The 24,342-nt window shown below is 33.2% G+C and carries 32 protein-coding genes and 1 pseudogene; 20 read left to right on the plus strand and 13 right to left on the minus strand.

The features are described from left to right. Positions 1-55: 55 nt before the first annotated feature. From FGL31_RS14290 to FGL31_RS14355, 14 genes are all read left to right on the plus strand, one after another. Complete coding sequence (locus FGL31_RS14290) at positions 56-2,245, plus strand: ATP-binding protein (RefSeq protein WP_138092416.1); 2,190 nt, start codon at positions 56-58, stop codon at positions 2,243-2,245. A 438-nt stretch (positions 2,246-2,683) separates the two neighbouring features. Next, positions 2,684-4,069: a hypothetical protein gene (locus FGL31_RS14295; RefSeq protein WP_138092418.1), complete on the plus strand. Its 1,386-nt coding sequence runs from the start codon at positions 2,684-2,686 to the stop codon at positions 4,067-4,069. A 22-nt stretch (positions 4,070-4,091) separates the two neighbouring features. Further along, complete coding sequence (locus FGL31_RS14300; protein ID WP_138092420.1) at positions 4,092-5,714, plus strand: hypothetical protein; 1,623 nt, start codon at positions 4,092-4,094, stop codon at positions 5,712-5,714. Positions 5,715-5,811: 97 nt separating this feature from the next. Continuing rightward, positions 5,812-6,117, plus strand: a complete 306-nt coding sequence (locus FGL31_RS14305; RefSeq protein ID WP_138092422.1) for a hypothetical protein — start codon at positions 5,812-5,814, stop codon at positions 6,115-6,117. Next, positions 6,105-6,680, plus strand: coding sequence for a hypothetical protein (locus FGL31_RS14310; RefSeq protein WP_138092424.1), 576 nt, complete (start codon positions 6,105-6,107; stop codon positions 6,678-6,680). The genes FGL31_RS14305 and FGL31_RS14310 overlap by 13 nt, the downstream gene beginning before the upstream one ends. Next, positions 6,634-6,999, plus strand: a complete 366-nt coding sequence (locus FGL31_RS14315; protein ID WP_138092426.1) for a hypothetical protein — start codon at positions 6,634-6,636, stop codon at positions 6,997-6,999. The genes FGL31_RS14310 and FGL31_RS14315 overlap by 47 nt, the downstream gene beginning before the upstream one ends. Next, entirely contained in the window at positions 6,968-7,459 is a 492-nt protein-coding gene (locus tag FGL31_RS14320; protein ID WP_138092428.1) for a hypothetical protein, read from the plus strand. Before FGL31_RS14315 ends, FGL31_RS14320 begins: the two co-directional genes overlap by 32 nt. Before the next feature lie 87 nt (positions 7,460-7,546). Beyond that, on the plus strand, positions 7,547-7,750 hold the full coding sequence (locus FGL31_RS14325; RefSeq protein WP_138092430.1) for a hypothetical protein: 204 nt from the start codon (positions 7,547-7,549) through the stop codon (positions 7,748-7,750). A gap of 323 nt (positions 7,751-8,073) precedes the next feature. Further along, positions 8,074-9,252 (plus strand): IPT/TIG domain-containing protein, encoded by a 1,179-nt coding sequence (locus FGL31_RS14330; RefSeq protein WP_232046765.1) that lies wholly within the window; start codon positions 8,074-8,076, stop codon positions 9,250-9,252. Positions 9,253-9,355: 103 nt separating this feature from the next. Then, a complete protein-coding gene (locus FGL31_RS14335) occupies positions 9,356-9,931 on the plus strand; it encodes an RNA polymerase sigma factor (protein ID WP_232046766.1) in 576 nt (191 codons plus the stop codon). A gap of 22 nt (positions 9,932-9,953) precedes the next feature. Next, a complete protein-coding gene (locus tag FGL31_RS14340; protein WP_232046767.1) occupies positions 9,954-10,277 on the plus strand; it encodes a hypothetical protein in 324 nt (107 codons plus the stop codon). A 104-nt stretch (positions 10,278-10,381) separates the two neighbouring features. After that, positions 10,382-10,672 carry a hypothetical protein gene (locus FGL31_RS14345; RefSeq protein ID WP_138092436.1) on the plus strand — a complete coding sequence of 97 codons (291 nt, stop codon included), beginning with the start codon at positions 10,382-10,384 and terminating at the stop codon, positions 10,670-10,672. 17 nt (positions 10,673-10,689) lie between these two features. Next, complete coding sequence (locus tag FGL31_RS14350; protein WP_138092438.1) at positions 10,690-10,992, plus strand: Hsp20/alpha crystallin family protein; 303 nt, start codon at positions 10,690-10,692, stop codon at positions 10,990-10,992. After that, positions 10,971-11,135 carry an Hsp20 family protein gene (locus FGL31_RS14355; protein WP_232047162.1) on the plus strand — a complete coding sequence of 55 codons (165 nt, stop codon included), beginning with the start codon at positions 10,971-10,973 and terminating at the stop codon, positions 11,133-11,135. Before FGL31_RS14350 ends, FGL31_RS14355 begins: the two co-directional genes overlap by 22 nt. A 61-nt stretch (positions 11,136-11,196) precedes the next feature. Here FGL31_RS14355 and FGL31_RS28090 read toward each other — a convergent pair whose 3' ends face one another. Genes FGL31_RS28090 through FGL31_RS28100 form a run of 3 tightly spaced genes read right to left on the minus strand, consistent with a single transcriptional unit; the run spans position 11,197 to position 11,708 of the window. Beyond that, positions 11,197-11,343, minus strand: a complete 147-nt coding sequence (locus tag FGL31_RS28090; protein WP_262709128.1) for a hypothetical protein — start codon at positions 11,341-11,343, stop codon at positions 11,197-11,199. 4 nt (positions 11,344-11,347) lie between these two features. Next, positions 11,348-11,497 carry a 5' nucleotidase, NT5C type gene (locus tag FGL31_RS28095; protein WP_317131022.1) on the minus strand — a complete coding sequence of 50 codons (150 nt, stop codon included), beginning with the start codon at positions 11,495-11,497 and terminating at the stop codon, positions 11,348-11,350. Next, positions 11,484-11,708: a 5' nucleotidase, NT5C type gene (locus FGL31_RS28100; RefSeq protein WP_262709129.1), complete on the minus strand. Its 225-nt coding sequence runs from the start codon at positions 11,706-11,708 to the stop codon at positions 11,484-11,486. Before FGL31_RS28100 ends, FGL31_RS28095 begins: the two co-directional genes overlap by 14 nt. 421 nt (positions 11,709-12,129) lie before the next feature. On the opposite strand from FGL31_RS28100, the gene FGL31_RS14365 reads away from it, so the two are divergent. Genes FGL31_RS14365 through FGL31_RS14375 form a run of 3 tightly spaced genes read left to right on the plus strand, consistent with a single transcriptional unit; the run spans position 12,130 to position 14,529 of the window. Continuing rightward, positions 12,130-12,564: a phosphatase PAP2 family protein gene (locus FGL31_RS14365; RefSeq protein ID WP_138092440.1), complete on the plus strand. Its 435-nt coding sequence runs from the start codon at positions 12,130-12,132 to the stop codon at positions 12,562-12,564. A gap of 32 nt (positions 12,565-12,596) precedes the next feature. Then, a complete protein-coding gene (locus FGL31_RS14370; protein ID WP_262709249.1) occupies positions 12,597-12,953 on the plus strand; it encodes a GtrA family protein in 357 nt (118 codons plus the stop codon). Then, positions 12,946-14,529, plus strand: coding sequence for an ArnT family glycosyltransferase (locus tag FGL31_RS14375; protein WP_138092444.1), 1,584 nt, complete (start codon positions 12,946-12,948; stop codon positions 14,527-14,529). The genes FGL31_RS14370 and FGL31_RS14375 overlap by 8 nt, the downstream gene beginning before the upstream one ends. Before the next feature lie 328 nt (positions 14,530-14,857). On the opposite strand, the gene FGL31_RS14380 is transcribed toward FGL31_RS14375, so the two are convergent. The 3 genes from FGL31_RS14380 to FGL31_RS14390 form a co-directional block, all read right to left on the minus strand. Continuing rightward, positions 14,858-15,229: a nuclear transport factor 2 family protein gene (locus FGL31_RS14380; protein WP_138092446.1), complete on the minus strand. Its 372-nt coding sequence runs from the start codon at positions 15,227-15,229 to the stop codon at positions 14,858-14,860. 66 nt (positions 15,230-15,295) lie between these two features. Beyond that, on the minus strand, positions 15,296-16,288 hold the full coding sequence (locus tag FGL31_RS14385; protein WP_138092448.1) for an SMP-30/gluconolactonase/LRE family protein: 993 nt from the start codon (positions 16,286-16,288) through the stop codon (positions 15,296-15,298). 293 nt (positions 16,289-16,581) lie between these two features. Beyond that, positions 16,582-16,797 carry a hypothetical protein gene (locus FGL31_RS14390; protein ID WP_099370955.1) on the minus strand — a complete coding sequence of 72 codons (216 nt, stop codon included), beginning with the start codon at positions 16,795-16,797 and terminating at the stop codon, positions 16,582-16,584. A 641-nt stretch (positions 16,798-17,438) separates the two neighbouring features. Here FGL31_RS14390 and FGL31_RS22740 point away from each other — a divergent pair. Then, positions 17,439-17,870, plus strand: coding sequence for a hypothetical protein (locus FGL31_RS22740; RefSeq protein ID WP_171017686.1), 432 nt, complete (start codon positions 17,439-17,441; stop codon positions 17,868-17,870). A gap of 171 nt (positions 17,871-18,041) precedes the next feature. Continuing rightward, positions 18,042-18,563, plus strand: a complete 522-nt coding sequence (locus FGL31_RS14395) for a hypothetical protein (protein ID WP_138092450.1) — start codon at positions 18,042-18,044, stop codon at positions 18,561-18,563. 275 nt (positions 18,564-18,838) lie between these two features. On the opposite strand, the gene FGL31_RS25850 is transcribed toward FGL31_RS14395, so the two are convergent. From FGL31_RS25850 to FGL31_RS28120, 7 genes are all read right to left on the minus strand, one after another. After that, positions 18,839-19,759 (minus strand): glycoside hydrolase family 32 protein, encoded by a 921-nt coding sequence (locus FGL31_RS25850; RefSeq protein ID WP_232047163.1) that lies wholly within the window; start codon positions 19,757-19,759, stop codon positions 18,839-18,841. A gap of 223 nt (positions 19,760-19,982) precedes the next feature. Beyond that, on the minus strand, positions 19,983-20,348 hold the full coding sequence (locus tag FGL31_RS25855; protein ID WP_232046768.1) for a hypothetical protein: 366 nt from the start codon (positions 20,346-20,348) through the stop codon (positions 19,983-19,985). 194 nt (positions 20,349-20,542) lie between these two features. Then, positions 20,543-20,917 carry a hypothetical protein gene (locus tag FGL31_RS14405; RefSeq protein WP_138092452.1) on the minus strand — a complete coding sequence of 125 codons (375 nt, stop codon included), beginning with the start codon at positions 20,915-20,917 and terminating at the stop codon, positions 20,543-20,545. 93 nt (positions 20,918-21,010) lie between these two features. Further along, the gene (locus FGL31_RS28105) at positions 21,011-21,448 is read right to left on the minus strand and encodes a DUF1343 domain-containing protein (RefSeq protein ID WP_262709131.1); all 438 of its coding nucleotides are present in this window, start codon (positions 21,446-21,448) and stop codon (positions 21,011-21,013) included. Next, positions 21,411-21,611, minus strand: coding sequence for an exo-beta-N-acetylmuramidase NamZ domain-containing protein (locus FGL31_RS28110; RefSeq protein ID WP_317131145.1), 201 nt, complete (start codon positions 21,609-21,611; stop codon positions 21,411-21,413). Before FGL31_RS28110 ends, FGL31_RS28105 begins: the two co-directional genes overlap by 38 nt. Positions 21,612-21,621: 10 nt before the next feature. Beyond that, complete coding sequence (locus tag FGL31_RS28115; protein WP_262709132.1) at positions 21,622-21,894, minus strand: exo-beta-N-acetylmuramidase NamZ domain-containing protein; 273 nt, start codon at positions 21,892-21,894, stop codon at positions 21,622-21,624. Then, positions 21,848-22,222 (minus strand): exo-beta-N-acetylmuramidase NamZ domain-containing protein, encoded by a 375-nt coding sequence (locus FGL31_RS28120; RefSeq protein ID WP_262709133.1) that lies wholly within the window; start codon positions 22,220-22,222, stop codon positions 21,848-21,850. Before FGL31_RS28120 ends, FGL31_RS28115 begins: the two co-directional genes overlap by 47 nt. 140 nt (positions 22,223-22,362) lie before the next feature. On the opposite strand from FGL31_RS28120, the pseudogene FGL31_RS14415 reads away from it, so the two are divergent. After that, positions 22,363-23,995: pseudogene (locus FGL31_RS14415) on the plus strand (ABC-F family ATP-binding cassette domain-containing protein). Positions 23,996-24,342 lie beyond the last annotated feature (347 nt).

A 24,342-nucleotide genomic window follows, 5' to 3' on the forward strand; every position in this document is an offset into this window, starting at 1 on the left:
GAAAATTTTTAAGCCGTTTTAAAAATATTTTCAATGCACTAACAGAACAACAAAAATGGAAAAGATAAAATGTGAGGACGAAAAGATCCAATTTCTTGGTAAGATTCAAGATTTGGGATTTATCATCTTCTTAAATCAAACAGGCATAATAGAAGCTGTTAGTGACAACATCTCAAATTATTTATCAAACCATTCTCCACAAACACTAATTGGTAAGCCCATTTTAGAAACATATTTTGGCAATTTTGAAGAAAAGGATTTTATAAAAAATGCTATCGAAGAGTTCAAAAGCAGCAATGATTTCAAAAGGATTACAAAGTTATTAGAAATTGAGGAGCAGCCTTTTTACTTAAGTATATCTTATTCTACAGATACCATGTATCTTGAATTTGAAAAATGCATAAATAATGACAGTAGCAAAACCAATATAATCAACAACAAATTGATTGAACTGCAAAATGCAGAACAAGATGTTTGGAAAGTATTATCAGAAATACTGTCTCAGAATTTAGAAGTAGATAGAGTTATGATCTATCAATTCAATGAAGACAGCAGTGGAATTGTTATTGCAGAAACATTGAACAGACCAAACTTAGATTCTTATTTAGGTTTAAATTATCCTGAATTTGACATACCAAAACAAGCTAGGGAACTTTATAAAACAAAACATTGCAGATTTATTGCAGATACCGACTCAGAAGGCTCTACAGTTGTAACTCTTGACAACCAAGAAGCTAATCTCCAGGAAATATCCATTAGAAGATTGTCACCCATTCACTTGCAATATCTTAAAAATGCAGGCTTTCGATCCAGCATAAGTTTTTCGATTATTATAAAAGGTGAACTTTGGGGTTTGGTATGCTGTCAGCATGAAGAACCAAAACATATCGATTTAAGTATCAGAAACTTTTCTTTGATGGCTACAAATTTTGCAGCCAATAAATTCCAGCAATTGGAAGATATCGAAAGAATGGCTTATCTCGAAGAAGTTCAAGAATTAGAACTCCTTTTAAAAGAAAAAGTATTGCTGAAATCCAATATTTTCCATGAACTAAAGGATTTTTCAAAAACTCTACTTCATATGTTAGAAGCAGATGGTATAGCCATCGGGTTTGAAGATTCTATTTTTTTAGAAGGTATACATCCTGAAAAAGAATCTTTGAGGTCGCAATTACCAAAATTGACTGAATTAGCCAAAGACCATATATATAGCACTAATGCTCTTTCAAATCACCTTCAACTCTATGAAGATTTTGGGAGATCAATTGCCGGACTATCATTTGCAGAAATAGATAGTAAAAAGGATTTTTTTATAATCTGGTTTAGAAAAGAAATTCTTCTTGACAGAGAATGGGCTGGAAAACCTGAAAAATATTATGAAGAAGACAAATTAACAGGAGTTGTAAAACCTTCCCCCCGCACTTCATTTAATGTTTGGCGTGAGCAAGTAAAGGGAACTTCAAAAAAATGGAGCTCTAAACAAATGCACTTTATCACTAGAATCAGGGAACTTTTAAGAGATTCTATGTTGAACAAGGCAGCAGAAATCGATTCTTTGAATACTCAACTCATTGAAATGAACAATGCTTTGGATACCTATGCATATACCATAAGTCATGACCTCAAAAATCCACTTTCTGCCATAAAAGTCTCGACTGAATTTCTTCAGTATCGACAAGATGTGAAGCCGGAGCTGTTGAAGAAAATGAGTTCTAATATTTTGGATTCTGTTCATATTATTTTAAATATGTTAGATAAGATCCACCAATTCTCAAAAGCAAGTTCTTTCAATTTTGAAAAAGAAATAGTTGAGACAGAAAATTTTGTCGATGAAATTATAGAAATGAGCAAACATCGGTTTGGCTCAAATAATGTAGAAGTAATTGTAAACAACCTGCTCCCTGTTCAAGGTGAAAAAACCTTGTTATACCAACTTTTCCTGAATATTATCGGAAATGCGATTAAGTATTCTTCAAAAGCAACATCCGCCAAGGTGATAATAGATTCATTCCGCACTGATAATGGAATTATTTATACCATCAGTGACAATGGAATTGGCATGGAAGAAGATGAGCTTGCATCCATCTATGAGATGTTTAAAAGGATGTCCAATTCTTCAGGATATGAAGGTTCTGGTATTGGTATGTCGATTGTAAAAAGAATAGCTGATAAATTGGGTATAGATATATCTATTAAAAGCAAACTTAATGAAGGTACAACGGTTAAACTGATGTTCCCAGCATAAAAAATGAGGGTAAAATTGAACTGATAAACCTGAAATTTTCCATAATCAAAATTTAAGCTTAATTATTTTATAATATCGAAAAATCTTTATTTGAAATTTTAATATAATATCCAAACTATTATATACTTTTACTTCTATTAACCGAAGTATGAAAAAAATTTATTATCTGATCCTATTGATTGGGCTCATTATGAGCTGCAATAAGGATTCGGACCCTGCCCTGAAAAAGAGGCTGTTTCCAAACCAATTAAATTAGAAGTATTAATCCCTGAGAACCACGGTTCTGCTGGTGTAAAATTTATTGGCAGAATTCTTCATTTAAATGATGAATCAATCAAAGAGCATGGGTTTCTAATCCAAGAAGCTTCTGGTTTTGGAAATAGTTCTACCATAGATCTAAAAATACCAGCAAAATCCCAAACAGGAAATAATTTCTTGATGGTCAATAAGCTTGACAAAGCAGGGATTAACTATGAAGTTAAATACTATGTCATCACCGACAAAAACAAATATCTTTCAGAGGCTGTCAAGTTTCCGTATGTACCAATCACGCTAACTCCTATCGAAGAACGGAATGTTCAACAAGGTGAAATTATAACGATTAAAGGAGATTTTTCAAAAATTGATAGTACTTATTATATTACTGGGCACGGTGAAAATTCTTCTATTACGGATAATTTCTACCTACAAATAAGTGCTGACAAAAAATCTCTAAACTTTAGAATTATTGATCGATATGGACATGGAGATGAACCATATTTTACATTATCGAATAATTTATCAATGCCTATTTATTTAGGTCGAGTTAATATTGTTTCCAAAATAGATCCATTAAGCAACTATGATTTTTATTTGAGAGATCGGATTACTTTCTCTGCTACAGGATTCAAATTCGATTCAAAAAAACCTTTATCAATTCTTGTAGGAAATAAAGCATTTAGTTATAAAACAAATTTTCAATCTGATGTCGAAGACCTAATTCGCGGACAAAAGGGAAACTCCTTTAAATTCGGATATTATAACGGAGCAGACACTGTTTATTTTCCAAAACCATTGACCTTAATCCCTCCTATTTCGAGTGACTACTATTTTAGGGAAACTTATGCCCATCCAAATGTAACCCTTTCAGTGAATGCATATGAACTTGGAAGAAAAATGGACTTTTTAGCATCTAACATAACATTGGGTGGGAAAGAAGCCTCTATTTACACGACCTGGAATGGAAGTGACAGACTAACTATAGGTGATGTTGAAGAAGGTTCTTATCCTGTAAAATTTGTTAACAATCATTTTAATTATACTAGCGCCGATAAGATCACAGTAAAAAAATTGCAGATTACCTCTTTTTCTCCGAGTGTAATTCATGATGGTGAGATGCTGACCATAACAGGGAATTTTATGAATGGAAGATCTTACCGGGTTTATAGTAATATTGGTAGATCTGACAGTCAACCAGCAGCTTCTGGTAAGATACAAGTCCTGCTCGACCATTCAATAGCATCAAAAATAAAAATCCAAAAAATAGGCTATTATGATGAAACCCTCGATAAAGAAACTTTGGTCGATGTAAACTACGAAACTGAATTCAGCCAACTAACATATACTCACTTTAGTCCATCAAAAGGTACCCTACGAACACCAATTAGGTTATACGGTGAAGGAATAGGTAGAGCTCAAATATTTTTCGATGGAAAATGGATGCCTTCTTACAATGGAGGAAAAGGCTGGACAGAAATCTCGCTTTATGGTACAATCCTACCCGGTAAATATAAAATCGCAGTTCTTTATCTCAACAAATGGTATACGGTTGATCAATTTTTTTGAAATCACTTATTAATTAAAGAAAATGGCTACCACAACAAATATCATAAAGAAGACATTATTATTTTGCTCAAGCATTATCGTGATTTTATTTAATTCGAATTGCTCGAAATCCGATTCAGCAAAACCTGATGTTGAGCAAGTTCAAGAGTATCAAATTAATACCTTGGGTTTCTCAGATATTACCAGTAATCAAGTAAAGTTAACGGGACAAATAAAGATCGCAGGTAATGAAACAGTATTAGATCATGGATTTATAATTCAAGAGGCTGGCACAGAAGCAAATAGTTCTTCTGAAATAAATATTAGCTTAGGGAAAACTAATCAAGTTGGAGAAATTTCAACAACTTTTAAATCTCCAAAATCTTTTGATCCAAATGTTTATTATACCTTTTATTTTTACGTAAGAACTGAAAAGAATTTTATTAAAGGCAATTTACATGAGTTTGCTTTAAATAGTTTAAGCATAATTCCTAATGAAAAGAGATTCTCTTACGGCAGAGATACGATTCATGTAAATGGAAATTTTGAAAACCTTGGAGATAAATTTCGAATTAGAGTAAGAGGAGCTTTCGAATTGTTCAGTCTACCATTCACCTTAAGTGCAGATAAAAAAGTGTTTTCCTTTGTGATTGGTGCAGGTCCTGAAGTCAGCAATTTCGATGAAATACAGATTAGCTTAGTTAGAAAAAATGAAAACCCAAAAAGTTATGTTCAGGATTTAGTTCAAATCACATATTTGGCAAAAGTTGTTTTTGAAAGAGCGTACCACGATTTTTTAACCCCATTGAAATTTAAAGTCGAAAATATAGCAGACTCATATTATGGGATTAAGAATTTATTTATCCTGATCAATGGTAAGAAAATCCCTTATAACAATAATTTATACTTAAGAGACCATCCAGAATTTGGTGGGAAAACCTTAAATATCGGTTATATGAATGGTAAAGATTCCGTGTACTTTTCAGAATCTTATAATTTGATTCAGCCATCAAGCGATGATCCAATTATTCCACATATCGATAGGGTGCACCCCAATACATTACTCAATTTCAATGCAAAGCAATTACATCATTTCTTTTGGGCATATGTGAGTGCAAAACTTGGAAATGAAGAAGTTGAAGCTAGGTTCGATTATCGAGAAAATCTTCTAGGAATTCATGTAGGGGATCTTCCCGAAGGTGAATATGATTTAACCGTTTACAATCAATTTCACTTTTATAACCATAAAAATAAAATCAAAGTTGAAAAGCTCAAAATAAGTACCAAAGGACCATATTCCACTTATATTGGGGATACTATCCAATTAAAAGGGAATTTTATTAAGGGATTAGAATATTTTGTAATAAATCAAGACAACGGCCTTATTAATTCAGCTGTTGGGGGAGAAAATGAGATAAAACTGGAAGTCATTTCAGGCTTTGAAGGCGTTACAGCATTTAAATTCATTTCAAGTGACGAATATTATAAAGAGTTAAAATCCAATGCAATCGCAATCCCATATAAATCTCTTGGTTATACTATAGACAAGTTCTACCCTACATCGGGAACAACTGGAGATGTATTAACAATTGAAGGCAAAGGAATAGGATGCGTTCCAGCAATATTGCTAGGTGGACACCAAAATAACACCAATAAAAATAAATAACCATAAGATTTCTTTTTCAATTCCAAGGTTACCTGGTAAGGAAAAATGAAAATCAGTATTTCATCTGTCCATAACTTTTACCAAAGCGATAATTATTTTGAATACCTATAATCCCCCTCAGAAAACTAATATTTTTCTCGCCTGCTTGCTATTTTTAATATTCCTAGGCTGCCAGAAAACAACTATTATCGACCCCAATTTAGAACCGGCCATTGCTCTTGAAACTGGAACTATAACTATTATTTCGCCTAACCAAATAAAAATGACAGGTGAAATTAAAAATATCAATAATGAACAAATTCTAGATATTGGGTTTGTATTATATGATATCAGCCAAAGTCCTGAAAATCCTAAAGAAATCTCCTTGAAAAATAAGGAAATTAAAGTGGTTTGTTTGAATTAACATATACTTCGCCAAACATATTTGAAGTAAATAGAGAGTATGCCTACGCTCCTTATATTAAGACTGCAAAAGGATACTATAAAGGAGAATTAAAACATTTCTCTGTTGATTTAATTAAAATCAACAATGATCAAATTTCTGTTGTTCCGGCAGGAAAGTCCTTTACTCTTCAAGGAGATTTTAGCCAAATGTCAAAAGACTTCTACCTTACGTTAACCTCACAAGATTATTACAACGTCCCACATACAGTTACACTACCATTTGAAGTGGCAAAAGATGCAAAAAGCATCAAAATCAAAGCTCCCAAACTAAATGTTTACCATGGTAAAGAATATGAAATTCTCCTAAATACCCAATCCAAGAATGGAGAAAATCATAAATCAAGGTTTTTTTCAACCTTGAAAATTTTAGCAAATATCGATACACCAAAGGTCAATGAAATTTATATTACTGATGATATTCCAATTACTGGTTATGCTTTACCTATAGAAAACAACCATGACCTAAAAATCACTATTGAAGGAAAAAACACTCCCCTATACAAGTGGAATGAAAATGACTGACTTTGATCTAGTTAAACAGGCAGAATACACTTGGTCTTATAATAATGGTTTAGAAACAATTGAATTGCCGAAAAAACTTCAATTAAAAAAGCCAACACCAGACCAACTAAAAATTGATAAATATATCGTACACCCTTATCAATACTTTTGGATTCAGGAATTCGACTATTATAAATTCTTTGGTGAAAAAATTGCAAAAATTAAAATTGGAAACAATGAATATAATGACGTCAAAGTTTCTAACACTGGATTTTTCTTAGAAATTGGAAATTTACCTTTGGGCGAATATGAATATTATTTTTTCATCAGCACTTTTTGATGTGAAACTCCCAAATAAAGTAAAAGTCATTCCTTTTAATGTGAGCTCAATATCTAAAACAGAGGTCTATCCTTATGAACCAATATTGTTTACTGGATCATTTATAAAAGGCGACAGATATTTTTTAGGAACTTTAGATTACTTAAATTCTTTCGGAAATGAAGCAATCTCTGATAAGGAAGTTATTATAAATTTTGAGAATTTACCTTCTGGAACATATACCGTCAACTTTGGCGCTAGTACATTATATGGTAGCGAAGAACTTATTATCCCAATGAAATTCAAACTTCTTCAACCAGTTATTACAACCTTAAGCAAAGACATTATTAAAATTGGTGAAATTCTAACCTTAAAAGGTAAAGGTCTTAACGGGGTAAACTATATTAATCTAGGGATTATTCTATTTTCAATTCTAAAAGATCCTTTGATGAAATACAAATTCAAATACCATATTGGATGAATCCAGGGAAATATCCAATTAAATTAATATTTGATAGAACTGCCGAAAGTGAAATTAGCACATCTAAAACTATTGAAATTTTGTAACATGAAAACTTCTAACCATTTAAATAATTTTAATAGGGCATTTTTAATTCTACTTATATTTCTTTTAGGGTCATGTTCTAAAAAAGAAGAAATTAAACCCGATGTAAAACCCATAACCATAAATACACTCCCTGCAGGAAACGTTATTGCCACTGTTGCTACTCTAAATGCCGAAATCGGGTATCTCAATGATGAAAAATTATAGACTATGGTTTCATTGTATTCGAGCAATCTTCTACCAATGGTAAGAAAATCTCTTTAGGTTCAAATCCTAAGGCAGGGTTAATTCAATATGATTATAAACCAGACAAAAATTTTGGGTTAAATCAAATCCTTAACTACAGGTTCTATCTTATCACTGAAAGGTTTGAATATATGGGAAATATAGTCTCATTTAGAGTTAAAGATTTTTGGGTAGACCAAAAAGATATTATTCCTATTTCCTTAGGAGATACACTGACACTAACAGGAAACTTCAAACAGATCAGCCAAGATGACATAGTAATTGCTAATAAGATTTATAATCCAATGCAGATTGAAATTATTAATGTTGAACCTAGTAAATTACAACTCAAAATACCCTATAATCTAGGAAAACACGGCGATAGAGTTAACCTAATTATTGGCAAATTTCAAAACCAAAATGACATAAATACTTCATCTTTAGTAAGTATCAATTTATTGGGAAAGATTGAATTTGATTTAGATAGACCTATATATTATGGAGAAGGTTTAAAGATTAGATCTTATGGAATTGATTATTTCAGCAATTTCTTTGTGGTAGTTGGCAATAATAGATTGGAATTGGGCTACGACAATCCCAACATAATAACATTAAAAGGCATTAAAAACAACGGACAAAAATTGAGGTTAGGTTATTTTAATGGAAAGGATACTATTTTCTCAAATAAAAAATTGGAGTTAATTCCACCTGTGAGTTCAGAAATCACATTTAAACAAACTCTACCACACCCAGGATATTTCTTTACAATAAATAAGTCTGTACTAACTAAATATTATGGCGAAGACCCTTATATCATTAAAATTGGTGACAGTACAGCTGCTTATTCTTATTACAGTTATGAACCTGACGCTGGATATTATCTTCCAAGCTTAAAATTAGGAAATTATGATGTGCAAATTGTATCAGATTTATACCCACCAATAAAACTAAACAACCAAATTGAAATAAAACCTATTGCTGAAAAAATCATAAATCAAAAACCATATTATTATGGAGACATCATAGAGATGTCGGGAAATTTTATTGACGGACATGAATACATAGCCAAAGTATCTGATTATGAATTAATGCATGTAAAAGCAACAAATGGAAAGTTAAAATTCACTTTACCGCATGGAAAATTTGGAAAAAACCTCCTAACAATAGGCCTATACCAAGAACCAGCAGGATATAAATTTCCCAATCCAGGAATACCTATTGAAATAAACAAGTCTGTAGTAGAAAGCGTCTCTCCTTCCATTGTTTATCAAGGTGATGTAGTAACGCTCAAAGGAAAAGGATTTAAAAATCTATTTTCCGTTAGAATTTATTATGCAGGAAATGATTGTAAACTACTCTCTATCTCTGAAACTGAAATTAAATTCATGGCACCTAGCGTTTCAAGGAAAGGGAAATTCCCAATAGAATTGGAATTTTTAGATAATGAAACCATAACCACAACTCAACTTTTGGAAATCAAATAATTCTGAAACTTAGCAAAAAGAAAAATTAACTTTATCATGTGATTATTAAAAAATAATCACATTTTTTTTAAAGTAAAATCTATTTTCAAACGTCTACGTCATTATGGACGAGGCACAGCTAGAAAATATGTCGGAAAAAAATGCCAAATCATTCGCAGAGGTTGTAAAGACCTATGGTGGACAGTTGCTGCGCTTTGTGAAAGCGAGAGTACAAAAAACTGCCGATGCAGAGGATATTCTCCAGGAGGTTTGGTATCAATTTTCGCGAGTTACCAATATTGATGACTTAGGCAATGCAGGTGCATGGTTATACTCCGTCACTCGAAATAAAATCACTGATAGTTATAGAAAAAAGAAAAATGAATCTCTCGATGAGCTTACAGAAGCTGGAAATGAGGACTCCTTCCCTATCGCGCACCTATTGGTAGCCGATGAAGCTGACCATCCTGAACTCAAAATGTTTAAGGATATTTTTTGGGACGAATTGATGAAGGCTCTAAATGAACTTCCTGAAAAACAAAGGAAGGTCTTCATACTCAATGAAATTGAGGAAATGACTTTGCAAGAAATTGCAAATATGGAAAATGAAAACATTAAAACTATCATTAGCAGAAAAAGCTACGCCGTAAAGCACTTACGGCTCAAGCTTAGAGGCTTATATGATGAATTAAAATATTAAAAACATAAAAATGAACAAAGAAATGAGTAGTAAAAGAAAAGGTAAAAAGATCTTTATTGGATTGGCAATGGTCATTATCTTCTTTTTGGTAATTGCCTTACTCCAATTTTTATGGAATGAACTGATGACAGATATTTTTGGATTGAAATCAATTAGTTATTGGCAGGCATTTGGCCTATTCATACTGTCTAAGATATTATTCGGTAGAGGTTTTGGAAAACCAGGCGCTGGATTCCGTCAAAGGTTTAAAAGAACTGATATAACCGGAGAGGATATTACAGAAGAACAAAAAGATCGACTCCGTGAAGAATGGAAACGTAGGTTTGATAATAAGTGCGGATTTTAAAAGCTGAAATGATATTTTATTTTTTTTAAAATATTTTAAAGTAAAAGGATGAGTTGACTCGTCTACTACATCAAAGGCCTTAAAACATTAAAAAATAAAATATAATGAAAAACAAAATTCAATTTATAATCCCTAGACTACTTGTAGTAACTGCAGTGGTCGGAATAATTAGCTTGATCATTGGTGCAATTTTTAAAATTCTCCTTTTAGCAACCATTCTATTCTCAGTCGGATCTTTGATCTATGCAAAAATCAAAAGAAATAGAATGAAAGAAAGATTCTCGTATCATTTCGATAAATCTCAAAGGTATTACTTGCCTCAAACGAATCAAGCAATCGTACCTGTTCAATATTCTAATAGATCAACTAAAGCAACAATTATCCCTATTTATTAATTCAAAAATTTAAGAAAATGTTTAAAAGAGAAAACTATAACCAAAGTTCAAGAGAATATGCACACTCATGCAGAGGAAATTTTAAAAGAAAATTTGAACGCTTTTTCAGCGAAGGAAGCCCATTTGGAAATGGAAACTCAGCCAATATTCCTGTTAACATAGCTGAAAATGATGAATTTTATCAAGTACAAGTATATGCTGCAGGTAGAGAAAAAGATCAATTTCAGGTAAATATTACGGATAATATATTAACAATAAAGGGGAAAGAAACGGAACCAGAACCCGGCATCAAATATATATATATCAAGAACAGCAATTAGGTGCTTTTGAAAGAGCTTTCCATTTGCAAGATGAAATAATAATTGAAAATGTTCATGCCAGTTTTGAAGATGGTGTATTGACCGTTATTCTTCAAAAAGATCCATCAAAAATAAAATACCCACAGGAAGTACCTGTGTCTTAATAGATTTATTTTTTAAAATGATTGATTAAAAGCAACCTTCACGGTTGCTTTTTTTATTTCATTAACCTTCTTTCCCAAAGAAATATTCCTCTACAGCTTTCCAACCCATTAATCTTTCAAAACCTGTTTCATTTATATTATGATAACAATCGAAAATTAATCCAGTCCCTGAAAATGACCTCAAATTATAAATATGATCATCAATCATATAATCAGCTTTTTATAATTCCTTTATTACCGCAAAAAACGATTTGATGCCAAGTAATAAAAGGGAAATGTTCGCCAAGCCATTCATATTTCTCAACTAAGCTCCATGGAAATTCCATCGCAGCAGAAACTATAAATACGTTAAAATGATTCATTCAACTTTTTAACCACTTCTTGAGCATCTGGGTTCATCGGTAGTGTTCGAAAGAAATCTGGCATTTTAAGATATCGATAAACTGCGTCTGGATCCTCAAAACATCTTTCCTCCGGCTTCCCTTGAATTTCTTCCTCCAAGATTCGAATACCTGTTTCTTTAAAATGATAATCCAAGTAATGAGCCATGTTATTAGCTAAGACGCCATCCATATCTATGGCTATTGTTTTTCCGTGTTGACATAATGAAATATAACGATTTTATCAATTACAAGGAGAAACTTTATTCAATTTTTGAGCAGTTAAACATTTAATAACAAACACTTAACAGCCTTTAACCAATATCCTAACATTAGCATAATAAGGGAAGACTAATTTTAACCCAGTACGTTTTTTTTAATTATTAACTTAATGAAATACATTCGAAAACTCTATTATGAAAACAGACTGTTTTTTGTCTGTTTTCTAGCTTGGTATATTGTGCTGAGCGGATTTATTTTTTACGTGCCGAAGCAAGAAGCATTCCAATTAACAAATTCCAATCATTCCTTATTTTTTCGATTACTTTTTTACTGTAATCACACAGTTTGGGGATGGTCTATTTGTATTGGCATTAGCTTTTATCTGTTTTTTCATGTGGTACAGAAAGTTGGCCCTTGCCATTGCAACTACATATATTGGATCAGGAATTATTTGTTCTTTGTTAAAAAGAACATTCCAAGCCTACAGACCAGGCTTTCATTTGCAAGATGACCCTTCCTTTCACGCGCTATCTTGGATGCCAATGGCACACCATAATGCATTTCCTTCTGGACATACTACCTCAGCATTCGCATTGGCAGCTACAATCGCAGTCTTTTCTAAAAACAAAACCTTAGGAATCATAGCACTTTTCTTTGCCTGTTTGACTGCATATTCTAGAGTGTATTTAGGGCAACATTATTGGGATGATGTATGGTTCGGCTGTATGCTCGGATTCGGATTTGCAAGCTTTTATGCGTTGATCGTACATTATTATTCCATTAATAAATTCGTAATTATTCAATTTCCTACAAATTTTAAAATATAAAATATGATTACTTTATTAACCCTTGCAGTAAGATTTGCTGCCGTGGGCTTGCTGGAATGGTAATTGACTTTATTATAACATGGTTTTTAAAAGAAAAAATTGATATCGAGAAATTCGTAGCAAACACGATCGGGTTTATTATAGCGGTATGCAATAATTACATATTAAACCGGATTTGGACATTCAATAGTAAGAACCCAAATGTTATTGAACAGTTTTACCATTTTGCGACAGTTAGTATTATTGGTTTGCTCCTGAATACAGTATTCCTTTATATCCTGCACGAAAAATTTAATATGAAATTTTATTCCAGTAAATTTCTGGCTATACTTATGACTTTTGGTTGGAATTTCTTAGCAAACCTTTTGTATACTTTCGGTAATGTCTAGTGAGTATAAGATTAAACTGCGATGGTTAATCATTATAGCTACATTGATCCGTTGCATTTTTGCATTTAATATCGAGTTGGGAAATGATGAAGTCTATTATTTTACCTACGCAGTGCAGTTGGATTGGAACCACTTTGACCATCCTCCTCTCATAGGATTATTGATTAGGTTCTTCACATTAAACTTGAATTGGGTTAATGAATTTTCAATGCGGCTAGGTGCTATTTTTCTTGCAGCCATCAATACATGGCTCATAGCAAAAATAGCTGGCTACCTATTAAACGAAAGAACAGGATTAATAGCAGCGATTTTATACACTGCCTCATTATATTCCAGCATAATCTCAGGCTTGTTTATACTCCCAGATTCTATTGCCAATACATTTTGGCTAGCAGCACTCGGAAGTATGATCGTAGTCGTGAAATCAGAGGATAGAATATTAAAAGACAATCATCTGATTTTATTGGGATTATGGGTTGGATTAGGATGTTTGAGTAAAGTACACTCTATTTTTCTATGGTTTGGATTTCTTAGTTATATATTAATATTTCAGAGAGAAATACTCAAGAATAAAGAACTTTATCTAGGATTAATCCTGACTGCAGTTTGTTTCTTACCAATTTTATTTTGGAATGAGGAGTATGATTATATAACCTGGAAATTCCACAGCCAGAGAGTTGGCATTCTGGAATCAGGAATTCGCTGGGATTTTTTTGCTCAAACAGCCTTTGGGCAAATCTTTTATAATAATCCATTCTTAATATATCTATATATAATTGTCTTTATCAGTTTGGTTAAAAATAGATTTAAAATTTTCGATGTTCCAACTAAAATAATATGGTTATTATTATTCTGCTCACTCCCCATTATTTTGGTTACTTCATCTTTGTCTTTTTTCCGACAAACTTTACCTCATTGGAGTGGTGCAGGTTTCTTTGCAATGATGTTAATCGCTGCATGCTGGATTGATAGGAAACTGGACCATGACAATATTATCCGAATCAGAAGGCTCTTAAATTTTCAACTGAGTTTTGTGTTGATAATCATGGTATTAGCATTTGCAACCATAAAATGGTATCCTGGAAATCTTTTTGTCAAAGCTAATATAAATGAGATCGGAAAAGGAGATGTCACATTGGATATGACAGGTTGGAAGGATCTTGAAAAGCAATTTTCACAGTTGCGAATGATTGATATAAAAAATGGAAAAATGAAAGAATCTGATGCACTGATTATTAATAATTGGTATCCGGCAGGGCATTTTTATTTTTATCTATCTAGACCTCTGCAAATGCGAATGATTGCTGTAGGTCGGTTAAATGACATTCATAAATTTGCATGGATGAATTTGGCAATTCCTGAAATAAAACCTAAGGAGAATGTATATTTTATAGTAGCTTCAAATATGTTTCAAGATCCATCTTTATTATTTTCAGACCTATTCGAAGAAGTTAAACTACATAAAACCTTAGAACAAAAAAGATCGAATAAATTGGTGAGAAAATGGTATATCTATCATTTGTATAATGCTAAATCTGCCATAGGTAACAAACATCCTTTATTGTATATGGAATAAAGCTTCTGCTTCTCATTGAAGAAATTTAAAAAGAAAAAAGCCACTTGCGTGGCTTGTTTCTTTTTAAAATATTCCTTTGGTGCACTTTCTGAAAAAAAGTGATAATAGTTTTGGTTTTTTTGGACAATCTCTTTCTCCTAATTGCTTTTTACTCAAAGCCCTATATCCACAATAAAAACACTTGTTGAGCATATATTAAATTATATGTTAATAATTAATTTGTTTGGTTAAGCTGCAAATATATCTCAATTAATTTATTAATTGATACGGTTAACCGTAAAAATTTTAATGTTTTATATCGATTTTAAGGAAAAAATGAGGTTCTGAACTATTTCAAATCAGATTCTGAATGCAATTGACATTTCCAAACTCCATTCTCTTGAATCCAAGCTGAACTACAAGCACATTTACTCGAAGTTTTCTCCCCATTATTATCTGTTTCTATCTCGACGATATATCCTATTGTAGCAAAACTTTTGCTAAACATCTCTATAACCGCCTCAGTTATTCCCTTAATTGACATTTTCATACCCTCACCCTGTTCAAACATTTGCTTGAAAGTAGGCTCATCGATACTCTTAACACCCTGCTTACTAACTGTAGTACAAGGAAAATATGTAAGGCTTTTTACTGTTTCATAATCGTGATTGGCCATGCCGTGCCAATATTTAGTCTCTAAATCTAGTATTTGATCTTCCATTATCTTTAGTTTTAATGTGATAAATAAACAACAAATACTGAGACACAAGGTTTTAAATAATTATTATTACCTCAGCTTAATTCTAAGCAATTGATCTGAGGCAGTCATATATAAGTAACCATCTTCACCAAAGGCACAATTCGCTGTATGGACTCCTGATCTAATTCTTCCAATGGTACTCCCATCAGAATTCATAACAATAACTCCATCTCCTGCAGCAGCATATAAATTACCATCATCATCCACCTTAATTCCGTCTGCAGCTAAGGATTCTTCTGGAAACTGCTTTTTAAAGTCATAAAAAATACTGCCTTCACCAACCGAACCATCTTCTTTAACATCATAAACCATAATATATGGATTGTTACCATCACTTAGGGCAACATACAATTTCTTTGCATCGACAGAAAGCGCAATACCGTTTGGTCTTGCTAAATTAGATATTACTTGACTGGCCACACCTTGACTATTTACTCGATAAACACCGTTTTCAACAATTTCCTTCGTAGTAGTATCCTTTTCTCTTCCAGGTAAACCATAAGGCGGATCGGTGAAATAATAATCACCATTAGGATGTTGACAGATGTCATTAGGAGAATTGAACTTTTTGCCCTCCCAAGTATCTACTAATGTTTCCTTTTGTTTAGATTTTAAAACAATTTTCGCAATCCTTCTATTGCCATGGTCACAAGCAATGAGAAAACCATCCTTATTGATCAACAACCCATTCGTACCCTCCTCTTCACTATACACGCCTGGCCCTTCAAATCCTGCAGGTTTTATAAAATGCTGAAGACCGTCTTTCTCTGACCATTTATAAATAATATTTTGTCTAGTATCAGAATACAATAAATAATCACCATCACTCACCCATACTGGACCTTCAGCCCATACCATGCCATCTGCCAATTTTTCAACCTTAGCATCAGCATCAACAATCTTTTCCATAGCGGGACCTAATATTTCTACTTGTCCCATAGTAGGGTAATCTTTCTGTGCTTGGGCACAGGAAGAAAAAGCAAAAGCTAGGATAATAGTTTTTAGTGAAGTCTTAAGCATAGTTTTTAGGTTTTATGATTTCCTAAAATATAAAAAAAATAGATTATTATCTAGCCTTTGCTATGACTCCTTTCGGTTTATGAAAATTTAATCAATAGGATTTACAGGTTGATTTTCCATAACACTATCTAACCTTGTGCTATCGGTGTTAACCGTATCAATTGGATCATCCATTCTATTATCCATTGGCGTATCATTATTATCCATTCGTGTATCGTTGTTTCTACACCCTAGAATTAGGAGGTAAGATATCATCAATATTATTATTAAGAACTTTTTCATGAGATTAAGTTTTATTTTCGCTTATGCTTTACTTTTTGAGGCTCCTTAGGATGGTCATTCGGATCAGGTGCTGTATTTAATTGATCCATTTGAGGATCAACACCCGCTTCACCTGACGCATCTTGATTTTTAACCTTTTTGTCCATCACAGACATAAGATCTTTTTTCTTATTTGGCCTCCCTTTATTATTTAGTCCTTCTTTCGAACTTTCGTTTTTTGTTGCCATATCAATGTTCCTTTTTTTAGAAGAACAATTTGAAAATGAACTAGTTGATTATATTTTCATTAATTAAGAATTATTCAACTTTTCAAACTTTGACGTGTTCAAACAATACACTAGTAATTTTAGATATGTTTACTCCATTAGTATTTGCCATAATATTTGTCATAATTGCCGTAATAGTGCTATATCTAATACTCAGAGGTGGCAAAAATCGACAAGGAAGTAGAAAAGGTTAGATTAATTGCCATTCATTAAGAAGCCAGGTTACTTTGAAAATTCATTGTAACCTGGCTCTTTGCAAAATGGATAATTAAACAATATTCTTTTAATGGTGTCAGTGAATTTTAACAAGTTTATTATATACACCCATTATTAGGATGGGCGCCACCAATTGACCTAGAAAAAGTGCTATATGCTTATGTCTTTTTTTTCGTCTAATCTCCTTCTTTTAATTCTGGATTGTTCATTGGATTTTCCATAGTCTATATTATTTTAATGTTCTGTATCTAATTGACTTAATTAAAGAAACCATTGAAATTCAATTCGTTGAAACTATATTGACATCAAGTATAAATACTATGAAATCAAGTATTTTTTCCTCAACTAATTTCGAAGGCACTTGTTCTTCATTTAAATTCAAGCTTATGAAGACAATTGAAAATTTTGCAGGAAATAAGCTAGGTCTTATTCTTGCATTTGCTATAATTCAGGACGATCTTAACGGACATGACCCTGAAGACAATAAAAATAAAGATGATAATGCTCCAAATTATCAAAACCCATTCTATGATCCTGATTCAGATCAAGGTTCAAGGCAATATAATGCCAAAGAAGATCCACACAAAGACGATAATGAACCAATTGGTGAAGATTATCCGCTGAATGAAAATATCGATGAAGAGGAAGAAGAAGAAAATGATGAAGAAGATTTAGAATTTGAAGATGAAGAAAAATATGAAGATGAATATGAAGATGATATAGATCGATCAGACGAAGATGAAAGAAGGTCTAAGAATGATTTGTTCGATGACGATGAACTCAACAATACAAATTATGGTAACCCTAACTCCTTTTAAAATATAACCAAGAGAAAATTTAGCCCTGATTTTTATCAGGGTTTTATTTTGCTCATAACCTGCATTCTAGCATCATTAATACAATTTAGTTGCATCTTTGGCAATATATTTGTTGCAACACGAGAAACTTTCATAAAGGAAGTTTTAAGATGAAACAAATTATTTATTATCATGAAGAAAGTATTTTTACCTATTCTAACTTTATTTATTTTAATGTTTGCAACTGAGCAAACAAATGCACAAACCCCTTATCGTACCGCTATTGGCCTAGGAATTGACCTAGGTGATGGCCAAACATTATTCGGACCTCAAATTAAGCATAGTTTTGGTGGCAATAATGCCGGTAACGCACAAGTATTATTCGGTGACCACATTACTGTCCTTGGTGCGGATTACTCCTATAATGAACGTATCTCAGGAACTAATGGACTTTCTTGGTACGTAGGTGTTGGTCCTCAATTATCATTTATTGACCATGGAAAATGGCATGGCGACTGGGATGATGATGACCACTGGAAAGAAGGTGATACACATACTGACTTTGCAATCCGTCCTGCTGTAGGTTTGGAATACAGAATCCCTTCTACTCCATTAGCAATGCATTTCGATTGGAAACCGTGGTGGAACCTATCACATGGTTCGCGCTTCGATGCTTCTAGATTCTCTTTAGGATTTAAATTCGTATTGAAATAAGAATATACTAAGATCTAAAATAAAAGCCTGCAAAATATTTTGCAGGCTTTTTTAATTGATTAAAAATGAATTTTAAGATTATTAATGAACAATACTTAGTATGATTGTTCTATAAACATGAAACGACCAAAAATCTTCTCAAAAATGTCCAAATATCAATATTGGGCTTTTATCTGGTTTTTTGTGGTACCCATGACGATTTACTTAATAGGTGCATTGATCATTTTAATAGTAAGAATAATAGATAGATATTAATATCAAATCACCTTTTCACCTTACTCCCAAATAGATTTCACTTCATAAACTTCTAAGTCCAGAATTTCGATATTATTACCCCAAAAATGCAAACCCTCTTTATTATTAGGATCTGGAGTTCTGCCTAAATAACTCGTATAAACTCCATGATTAAAAAAGACTTCAATAGAAGTTCTGTCAATATAAATATCTGCAGTAAGTTCCATACTTGTTGGATCTTCGGGAGAAAAAAACATCCCATTCAACATATTGGAATTCATATCATAACTTATCATTCTCTGACCATACAGATTGAAACCGGCATCAGTTGCATGAGATAATTTTATTCTGGTTTTAATCCTAAGTTTATCATGGGAATTATATTTTTTCAATAAGTCATTCGCTTTTCCAGAACTCAGATTTTTCCATGAATCAACTTTTGTGAATAGCTTTTCAGTTTCTTTAATTGGCTCACTAAATAAACGAGGGCCATCCTTTGTAGTCTTAAGACTGAGAACTGTAGGTAGCATCATCATCCCATTGAACGGCATATCACCTTGAGGAATTCTTCCCCAACCTATTTGAATTCTTCTGCCATCGGAATCAGGAATATTACTATAGGTCTGAGCAGCATACAAATGACCTGAATTATAGAAATATTTGCCATTTTCTGGAGTAAACACCTTTCCATCAAATGAACCAATCATATAAGTGCCCGTTGCACCATACATCACCCATTTCTTATTGGTAGGATCACCATCCACCGACAGTTCAAAAAGTTCAGGGCATTCCCAAAAACCAGAAACATGACTTTCATAATTCCAATCCTTTAGATTTGTGGAGGTATAGATCGAGTGTCCATCTCGCTCATTTAATACCATGACCCAATGCTTCGAAGGCTCATACCATATCACCTTGGGATCACGAGTATCTTGGCTATTCCATTTTTCCTTAGAATCGATAAGAGGATTTTTGTCATATTTTGTCCAAGTCCTACCTTGTCAAGACTATAAGCCATACACTGAACCTGCCGATCAGAACTTGCAGCAGTATAAAAATGCAATCATAGCAGGTTCTTTACCCTTATTATAGCCGGCAGAATTGTTGTAATCCATGATAGCGGAGCCAGAAAACATAGTCCCTAACTTATCCGGATACAATGCCGTTGCAACTCTTCCCAATGAATCAGATCTTTGCTGACAGCATGGCCCCCAATGCCATGTTTTCCCATTCTCGTTCCATTGGATTATGCTGATAAAATAAGTGATATTCTCCATCATAATAAATGAGCCCATTGGGATCATTGATCCAACCTCGTTTAGTAGAAAAATGAAACTGTGGACGATTTTCTTCCTTATAAAGACTCTCATGCCCTTGGATTTCATTAGATTGATATATTCTGTTTAGAGCTGTTGCATCACCCTCAAAATTTATTTTCAGATTTTTCCCTTTTAAATGACTCACATCATAGAAAACCCAATAATCTTCTTCTGAATCTGCTAATCGAACCACAACAGACCATGGTTCAACACTGTCAGCAATAAATTGCATTTTTTTCCGGTCCTCTTGGTTGAGAAATGGGAAAATTCAAAAACTTCTTATTAATCGTTAAAGTGATTTCTGCTGAAAACAAACTTAAATAGGTCAATAAAATCGGAAATATCAAAATATATCTTTTCATAACTCAAGGAGGTTAGGTTTCTTTAAGTTAGCGAAAAGTATTGAAAGTTTTGATGAGTTATATTTTAACCCTCGTTTTTTAATTGATTTACATCCTTATCAATTTCTTCTAAGATATTAGATGGCAAATTATTAAATGACCTGATTTTATTAGTTTTAATAGAAGTAAGTTTGGAATTTAAAAAACTTACTTTAGTAAGAACAAACATCCCACGGATATTTTCCATGTAATAAAGATCCTCTTTAAGAACTCCCTCAATTTCTTCCAAGTCCTTGCTCTCGGGATCTCCATATTCTGATAAAAAATCATATTTATTAATCCCCAAAACATCAATTTTAGCAAATTTACTCAGTCGTTCGGACACAGATGTTTCCAAAGTTCGAACACCGCAAGACTGAAATAACGAAACAATAAGAATCAGAAATAGTAATCTCTTCATAATAAAAGGTTAAATAGACTGAAAGAATTCTCAATCTACTTAATTGACTAGGAAGTTGGATTTTGGTTTAACTCGATATTTTAAATTGCTTTCTTAATCTGGATAAATCAAGTATTTCTCGCGCATTCTTTTATATTTTTCAAGACCCGGCTTCCATGATGCACGAATTTTATCTTCAGACCACCCCTCTTGGATTTGCTGTTTGAACTCTGGAGTACCAGCAAGAAAATCTATGTTACCAATTTGCTCATGAAGACTTCTGTCAAAGAATTTCTTTTTATCATGATAAGCTGCATAAAGTTCTTTCATCCATGATAAATTGATTTGCTTGGATTGTACTAACTTTTCCAAATCATAATTGATCAAATCAATTCCATAACAAGCTTGACCCTTGTATAAAGGATTTTCACTCATACCCGGTATAGATCTCGGCGTGTAAGAGAATTTGTATTTTCCCTTCAACATTGGACCTCCTATTCTGGTAAAAGGAAAATCAGTACCTCTTCCATGATTCAAGGGATACTCCTTCAAAAAAACATGTAGAAGGATACAATAATATACTCTCTGGAGTATTCAAGTTGGGTGACGGATTTACAGGCAATTTATACAATAGATCATGCGAATAATTGGCATTTTTAACGATTGAAATTTTACATTTCAAATTATCCTCCATCCAGCCTTCACCGTTGACCATTTGCGCAAATTCAGCCACTGTTTAATCCGTGCACAGCAGGTATCGGAAATTGACCAATACCCGACTTATAGTTCATGTCTAAAATAGGGCCATCAATAAAATATGCGTTTGGATTAGGCCTATCTAAAATCAAAAGCTCCTTCCCATATCTCGCACATGACTCCATCACATCTCTGAGTGTATTAATATTGGTGTAAAATCTACATCCAACATCTTGAATATCAAAGATCATTATATCAATGTCTTTTAGATCTTCTTGAGTAGGTTTCTTTTTCTTTACCATACAATGAAACTATTTCAACACCTGTTTTAGCGTCTTTTTCATCGCCAACCTCCGTACCGTTACTAGCATTTCCTCGAAATCCGTGCTCTGGGCCAAATACCTTAACCACATTGATCCCTCTATTCAGTAAACTATCAAGCAAATGAGTATCTCTAATAATACTAGTTTGATTTGCAACTAAACCTACTTTCTTCCCTTTCAGTCTGTCAATATATTTCTCTGTTTGCTCGGCTCCAGTCTTGATAATATCATTAGAATATTTGATTTGTGCATGAGGGCTTGGAATGAAGAAAAAAAATAAAAGGGTAAAGAGAAGTAACGTTTTCATATCGAAGATTTAATGATTTTATTAAAGTTAAAATTTATAAACGACATTTTATTATTAGATAATATTGGTCACTGATTTATCTCCTTGAAAATCCATAAAGTAAATACTATTTTTGCAGCTCATTTTAATTCGAGCAAATCGTGATCAACGTTAATAACATTTCAGTTTCTTTTGGGGGAACAACGCTATTCTCAGATGTAACATTTTCAATCAATGAAAATGATAAAATAGCCTTGATGGGCAAGAATGGTGCTGGTAAGTCTACTTTATTAAAAATCATCGCAGGAGTTGGAAAACCAACAACAGGTAATGTATCTGGACCAAAAGATGCTGTTATTGCATATCTACCGCAACATCTATTAACAAAGGACAATATGACTGTCTTCGAGGAAACTTCTAAAGCATTTGAAGAAGTTTATAAGATGCGCGACGAATTAGAAGAATTAAATGAACAATTAAACGTTCGTACTGACTACGAAACCGACGATTATATGAAGTTAATCGAGCGAGTTTCGGAGCTGAGCGAAAAATTCTACTCTATAGAAGAAACCAATTACGATGCTGAAGTTGAGAAAGTATTAAAAGGACTGGGTTTTGAACGTTCTGATTTCAATCGTCAGACTTCAGAATTCTCAGGAGGTTGGAGAATGCGTATTGAATTAGCCAAAATCCTTCTTAAAAAACCTGACCTAATCCTCCTAGATGAGCCTACAAACCATATGGACATCGAAAGTATTGAATGGTTAGAAGATTTCTTGATCAACCAAGCAAAAGCTGTGATCGTTATTTCCCACGACCGTGCATTCGTTGACAATATTACAAATCGCACAATTGAAGTCACCATGGGTAAGATTTATGACTATAAAGCGAAATACAGTCATTATCTAGAACTTAGAAAAGAACGCCGCCAACATCAATTAAAAGCATACGAAGAGCAACAAAGATTTATAGCAGATAATCAAGAATTTATCGATCGTTTCAAAGGAACTTACTCTAAAACACTACAGGTTCAGTCCAGAGTAAAGATGCTTGAAAAGCTAGAAATTATCGAAATCGATGAGGTTGATAATTCAGCTTTGAAGTTGAAATTCCCTCCTTCCCCAAGATCAGGAACTTACCCTGTAATTGTAGAAGACCTTACAAAATCATATGGCGACCATTTGGTATTTTCAAAGGCAAATATGGTTATTGAAAGAGGCCAAAAAGTCGCATTTGTAGGTAAAAATGGTGAAGGTAAATCCACCATGATCAAAGCCATAATGGGAGAAATTGACTTCGAAGGAACACTAAAAGTAGGTCACAACGCTAAAATCGGGTATTTTGCACAAAACCAAGCAGCACTTTTGGATGAGGAGTTGACAGTTTTTGAAACCATAGACCAAATTGCTGTAGGTGATGTTAGGGTAAAAATCAAAGATCTTTTGGGAGCATTTATGTTCAGTGGCGATGACACGACCAAAAAAAGTAAAAGTTCTATCCGGTGGTGAGAAAACTCGCTTGGCAATGATCAAATTATTGCTCGAACCAGTTAATGTCCTGATCCTGGATGAGCCAACCAATCACCTTGACATGAAAACTAAGGATATTATCAAGGATGCCCTTCAAGATTTTGATGGTACTTTAATCCTAGTTTCTCACGACAGGGATTTCCTAGATGGGCTGGCAACGAAAGTTTTCGAATTCGGAAACAAACGTGTAAGAGAACACTTCGAAGATATCAAAGGATTCTTGGAATACAAAAAAATGAACAGCCTGAAAGAAATTGAAAAGTAGAGTGCCGCCATGGTTGGTGTCTTCACCAACCATCAATAGATAACTCATCTTCAAATAATCAAGTCAGTGCATAGACTTTTGCCGCCATGGTTGGTGTCCCCACCAACCATCAATAGATGTCTCACCCCTAAAGATCTCAACATGCTTTTAATTCTTCAGCCCACATCATCAGTAGCGGAAGAATGGATAAAATGCCGTGGCTATTGCGCGCTGGACTTGTCAATTGCCATGGTTGGTGTCCCCACCAACCATTAAAAACGTGGGTATGGTATTTACATCAAAGGAATGGTGCTGATATTGAATATGTCAATCCAACCCCAGAGGGCAATGTCATTAAGTTAAGAAAA

Source organism: Sphingobacterium daejeonense (genome assembly GCF_901472535.1).
Lineage (GTDB): Bacteria > Bacteroidota > Bacteroidia > Sphingobacteriales > Sphingobacteriaceae > Sphingobacterium > Sphingobacterium daejeonense.

Excerpts from the sequence above, each read along its gene's own strand:
- FGL31_RS14290 (WP_138092416.1), top strand. The coding sequence starts at position 56 with ATGGAAAAGATAAAATGTGAGGACGAAAAGATCCAATTTCTTGGTAAG.
- FGL31_RS14295 (WP_138092418.1), top strand. The coding sequence starts at position 2,684 with ATGGTCAATAAGCTTGACAAAGCAGGGATTAACTATGAAGTTAAATAC.
- FGL31_RS14300 (WP_138092420.1), top strand. The coding sequence starts at position 4,092 with ATGGCTACCACAACAAATATCATAAAGAAGACATTATTATTTTGCTCA.
- FGL31_RS14320 (WP_138092428.1), top strand. The coding sequence starts at position 6,968 with ATGAATATTATTTTTTCATCAGCACTTTTTGATGTGAAACTCCCAAAT.
- FGL31_RS14325 (WP_138092430.1), top strand. The coding sequence starts at position 7,547 with ATGAAAACTTCTAACCATTTAAATAATTTTAATAGGGCATTTTTAATT.
- FGL31_RS14330 (WP_232046765.1), top strand. The coding sequence starts at position 8,074 with ATGCAGATTGAAATTATTAATGTTGAACCTAGTAAATTACAACTCAAA.
- FGL31_RS14335 (WP_232046766.1), top strand. The coding sequence starts at position 9,356 with ATGGACGAGGCACAGCTAGAAAATATGTCGGAAAAAAATGCCAAATCA.
- FGL31_RS14340 (WP_232046767.1), top strand. The coding sequence starts at position 9,954 with ATGAGTAGTAAAAGAAAAGGTAAAAAGATCTTTATTGGATTGGCAATG.
- FGL31_RS14345 (WP_138092436.1), top strand. The coding sequence starts at position 10,382 with ATGAAAAACAAAATTCAATTTATAATCCCTAGACTACTTGTAGTAACT.
- FGL31_RS14350 (WP_138092438.1), top strand. The coding sequence starts at position 10,690 with ATGTTTAAAAGAGAAAACTATAACCAAAGTTCAAGAGAATATGCACAC.
- FGL31_RS28090 (WP_262709128.1), bottom strand. The coding sequence starts at position 11,343 with ATGATTGATGATCATATTTATAATTTGAGGTCATTTTCAGGGACTGGA.
- FGL31_RS28095 (WP_317131022.1), bottom strand. The coding sequence starts at position 11,497 with ATGAATCATTTTAACGTATTTATAGTTTCTGCTGCGATGGAATTTCCA.
- FGL31_RS28100 (WP_262709129.1), bottom strand. The coding sequence starts at position 11,708 with ATGGATGGCGTCTTAGCTAATAACATGGCTCATTACTTGGATTATCAT.
- FGL31_RS14365 (WP_138092440.1), top strand. The coding sequence starts at position 12,130 with ATGTGGTACAGAAAGTTGGCCCTTGCCATTGCAACTACATATATTGGA.
- FGL31_RS14375 (WP_138092444.1), top strand. The coding sequence starts at position 12,946 with ATGTCTAGTGAGTATAAGATTAAACTGCGATGGTTAATCATTATAGCT.
- FGL31_RS14380 (WP_138092446.1), bottom strand. The coding sequence starts at position 15,229 with ATGGAAGATCAAATACTAGATTTAGAGACTAAATATTGGCACGGCATG.
- FGL31_RS14385 (WP_138092448.1), bottom strand. The coding sequence starts at position 16,288 with ATGCTTAAGACTTCACTAAAAACTATTATCCTAGCTTTTGCTTTTTCT.
- FGL31_RS14390 (WP_099370955.1), bottom strand. The coding sequence starts at position 16,797 with ATGGCAACAAAAAACGAAAGTTCGAAAGAAGGACTAAATAATAAAGGG.
- FGL31_RS22740 (WP_171017686.1), top strand. The coding sequence starts at position 17,439 with ATGAAGACAATTGAAAATTTTGCAGGAAATAAGCTAGGTCTTATTCTT.
- FGL31_RS14395 (WP_138092450.1), top strand. The coding sequence starts at position 18,042 with ATGAAGAAAGTATTTTTACCTATTCTAACTTTATTTATTTTAATGTTT.
- FGL31_RS25855 (WP_232046768.1), bottom strand. The coding sequence starts at position 20,348 with ATGCAATTTATTGCTGACAGTGTTGAACCATGGTCTGTTGTGGTTCGA.
- FGL31_RS14405 (WP_138092452.1), bottom strand. The coding sequence starts at position 20,917 with ATGAAGAGATTACTATTTCTGATTCTTATTGTTTCGTTATTTCAGTCT.
- FGL31_RS28110 (WP_317131145.1), bottom strand. The coding sequence starts at position 21,611 with ATGGTCAACGGTGAAGGCTGGATGGAGGATAATTTGAAATGTAAAATT.
- FGL31_RS28115 (WP_262709132.1), bottom strand. The coding sequence starts at position 21,894 with ATGGTAAAGAAAAAGAAACCTACTCAAGAAGATCTAAAAGACATTGAT.
- FGL31_RS28120 (WP_262709133.1), bottom strand. The coding sequence starts at position 22,222 with ATGAAAACGTTACTTCTCTTTACCCTTTTATTTTTTTTCTTCATTCCA.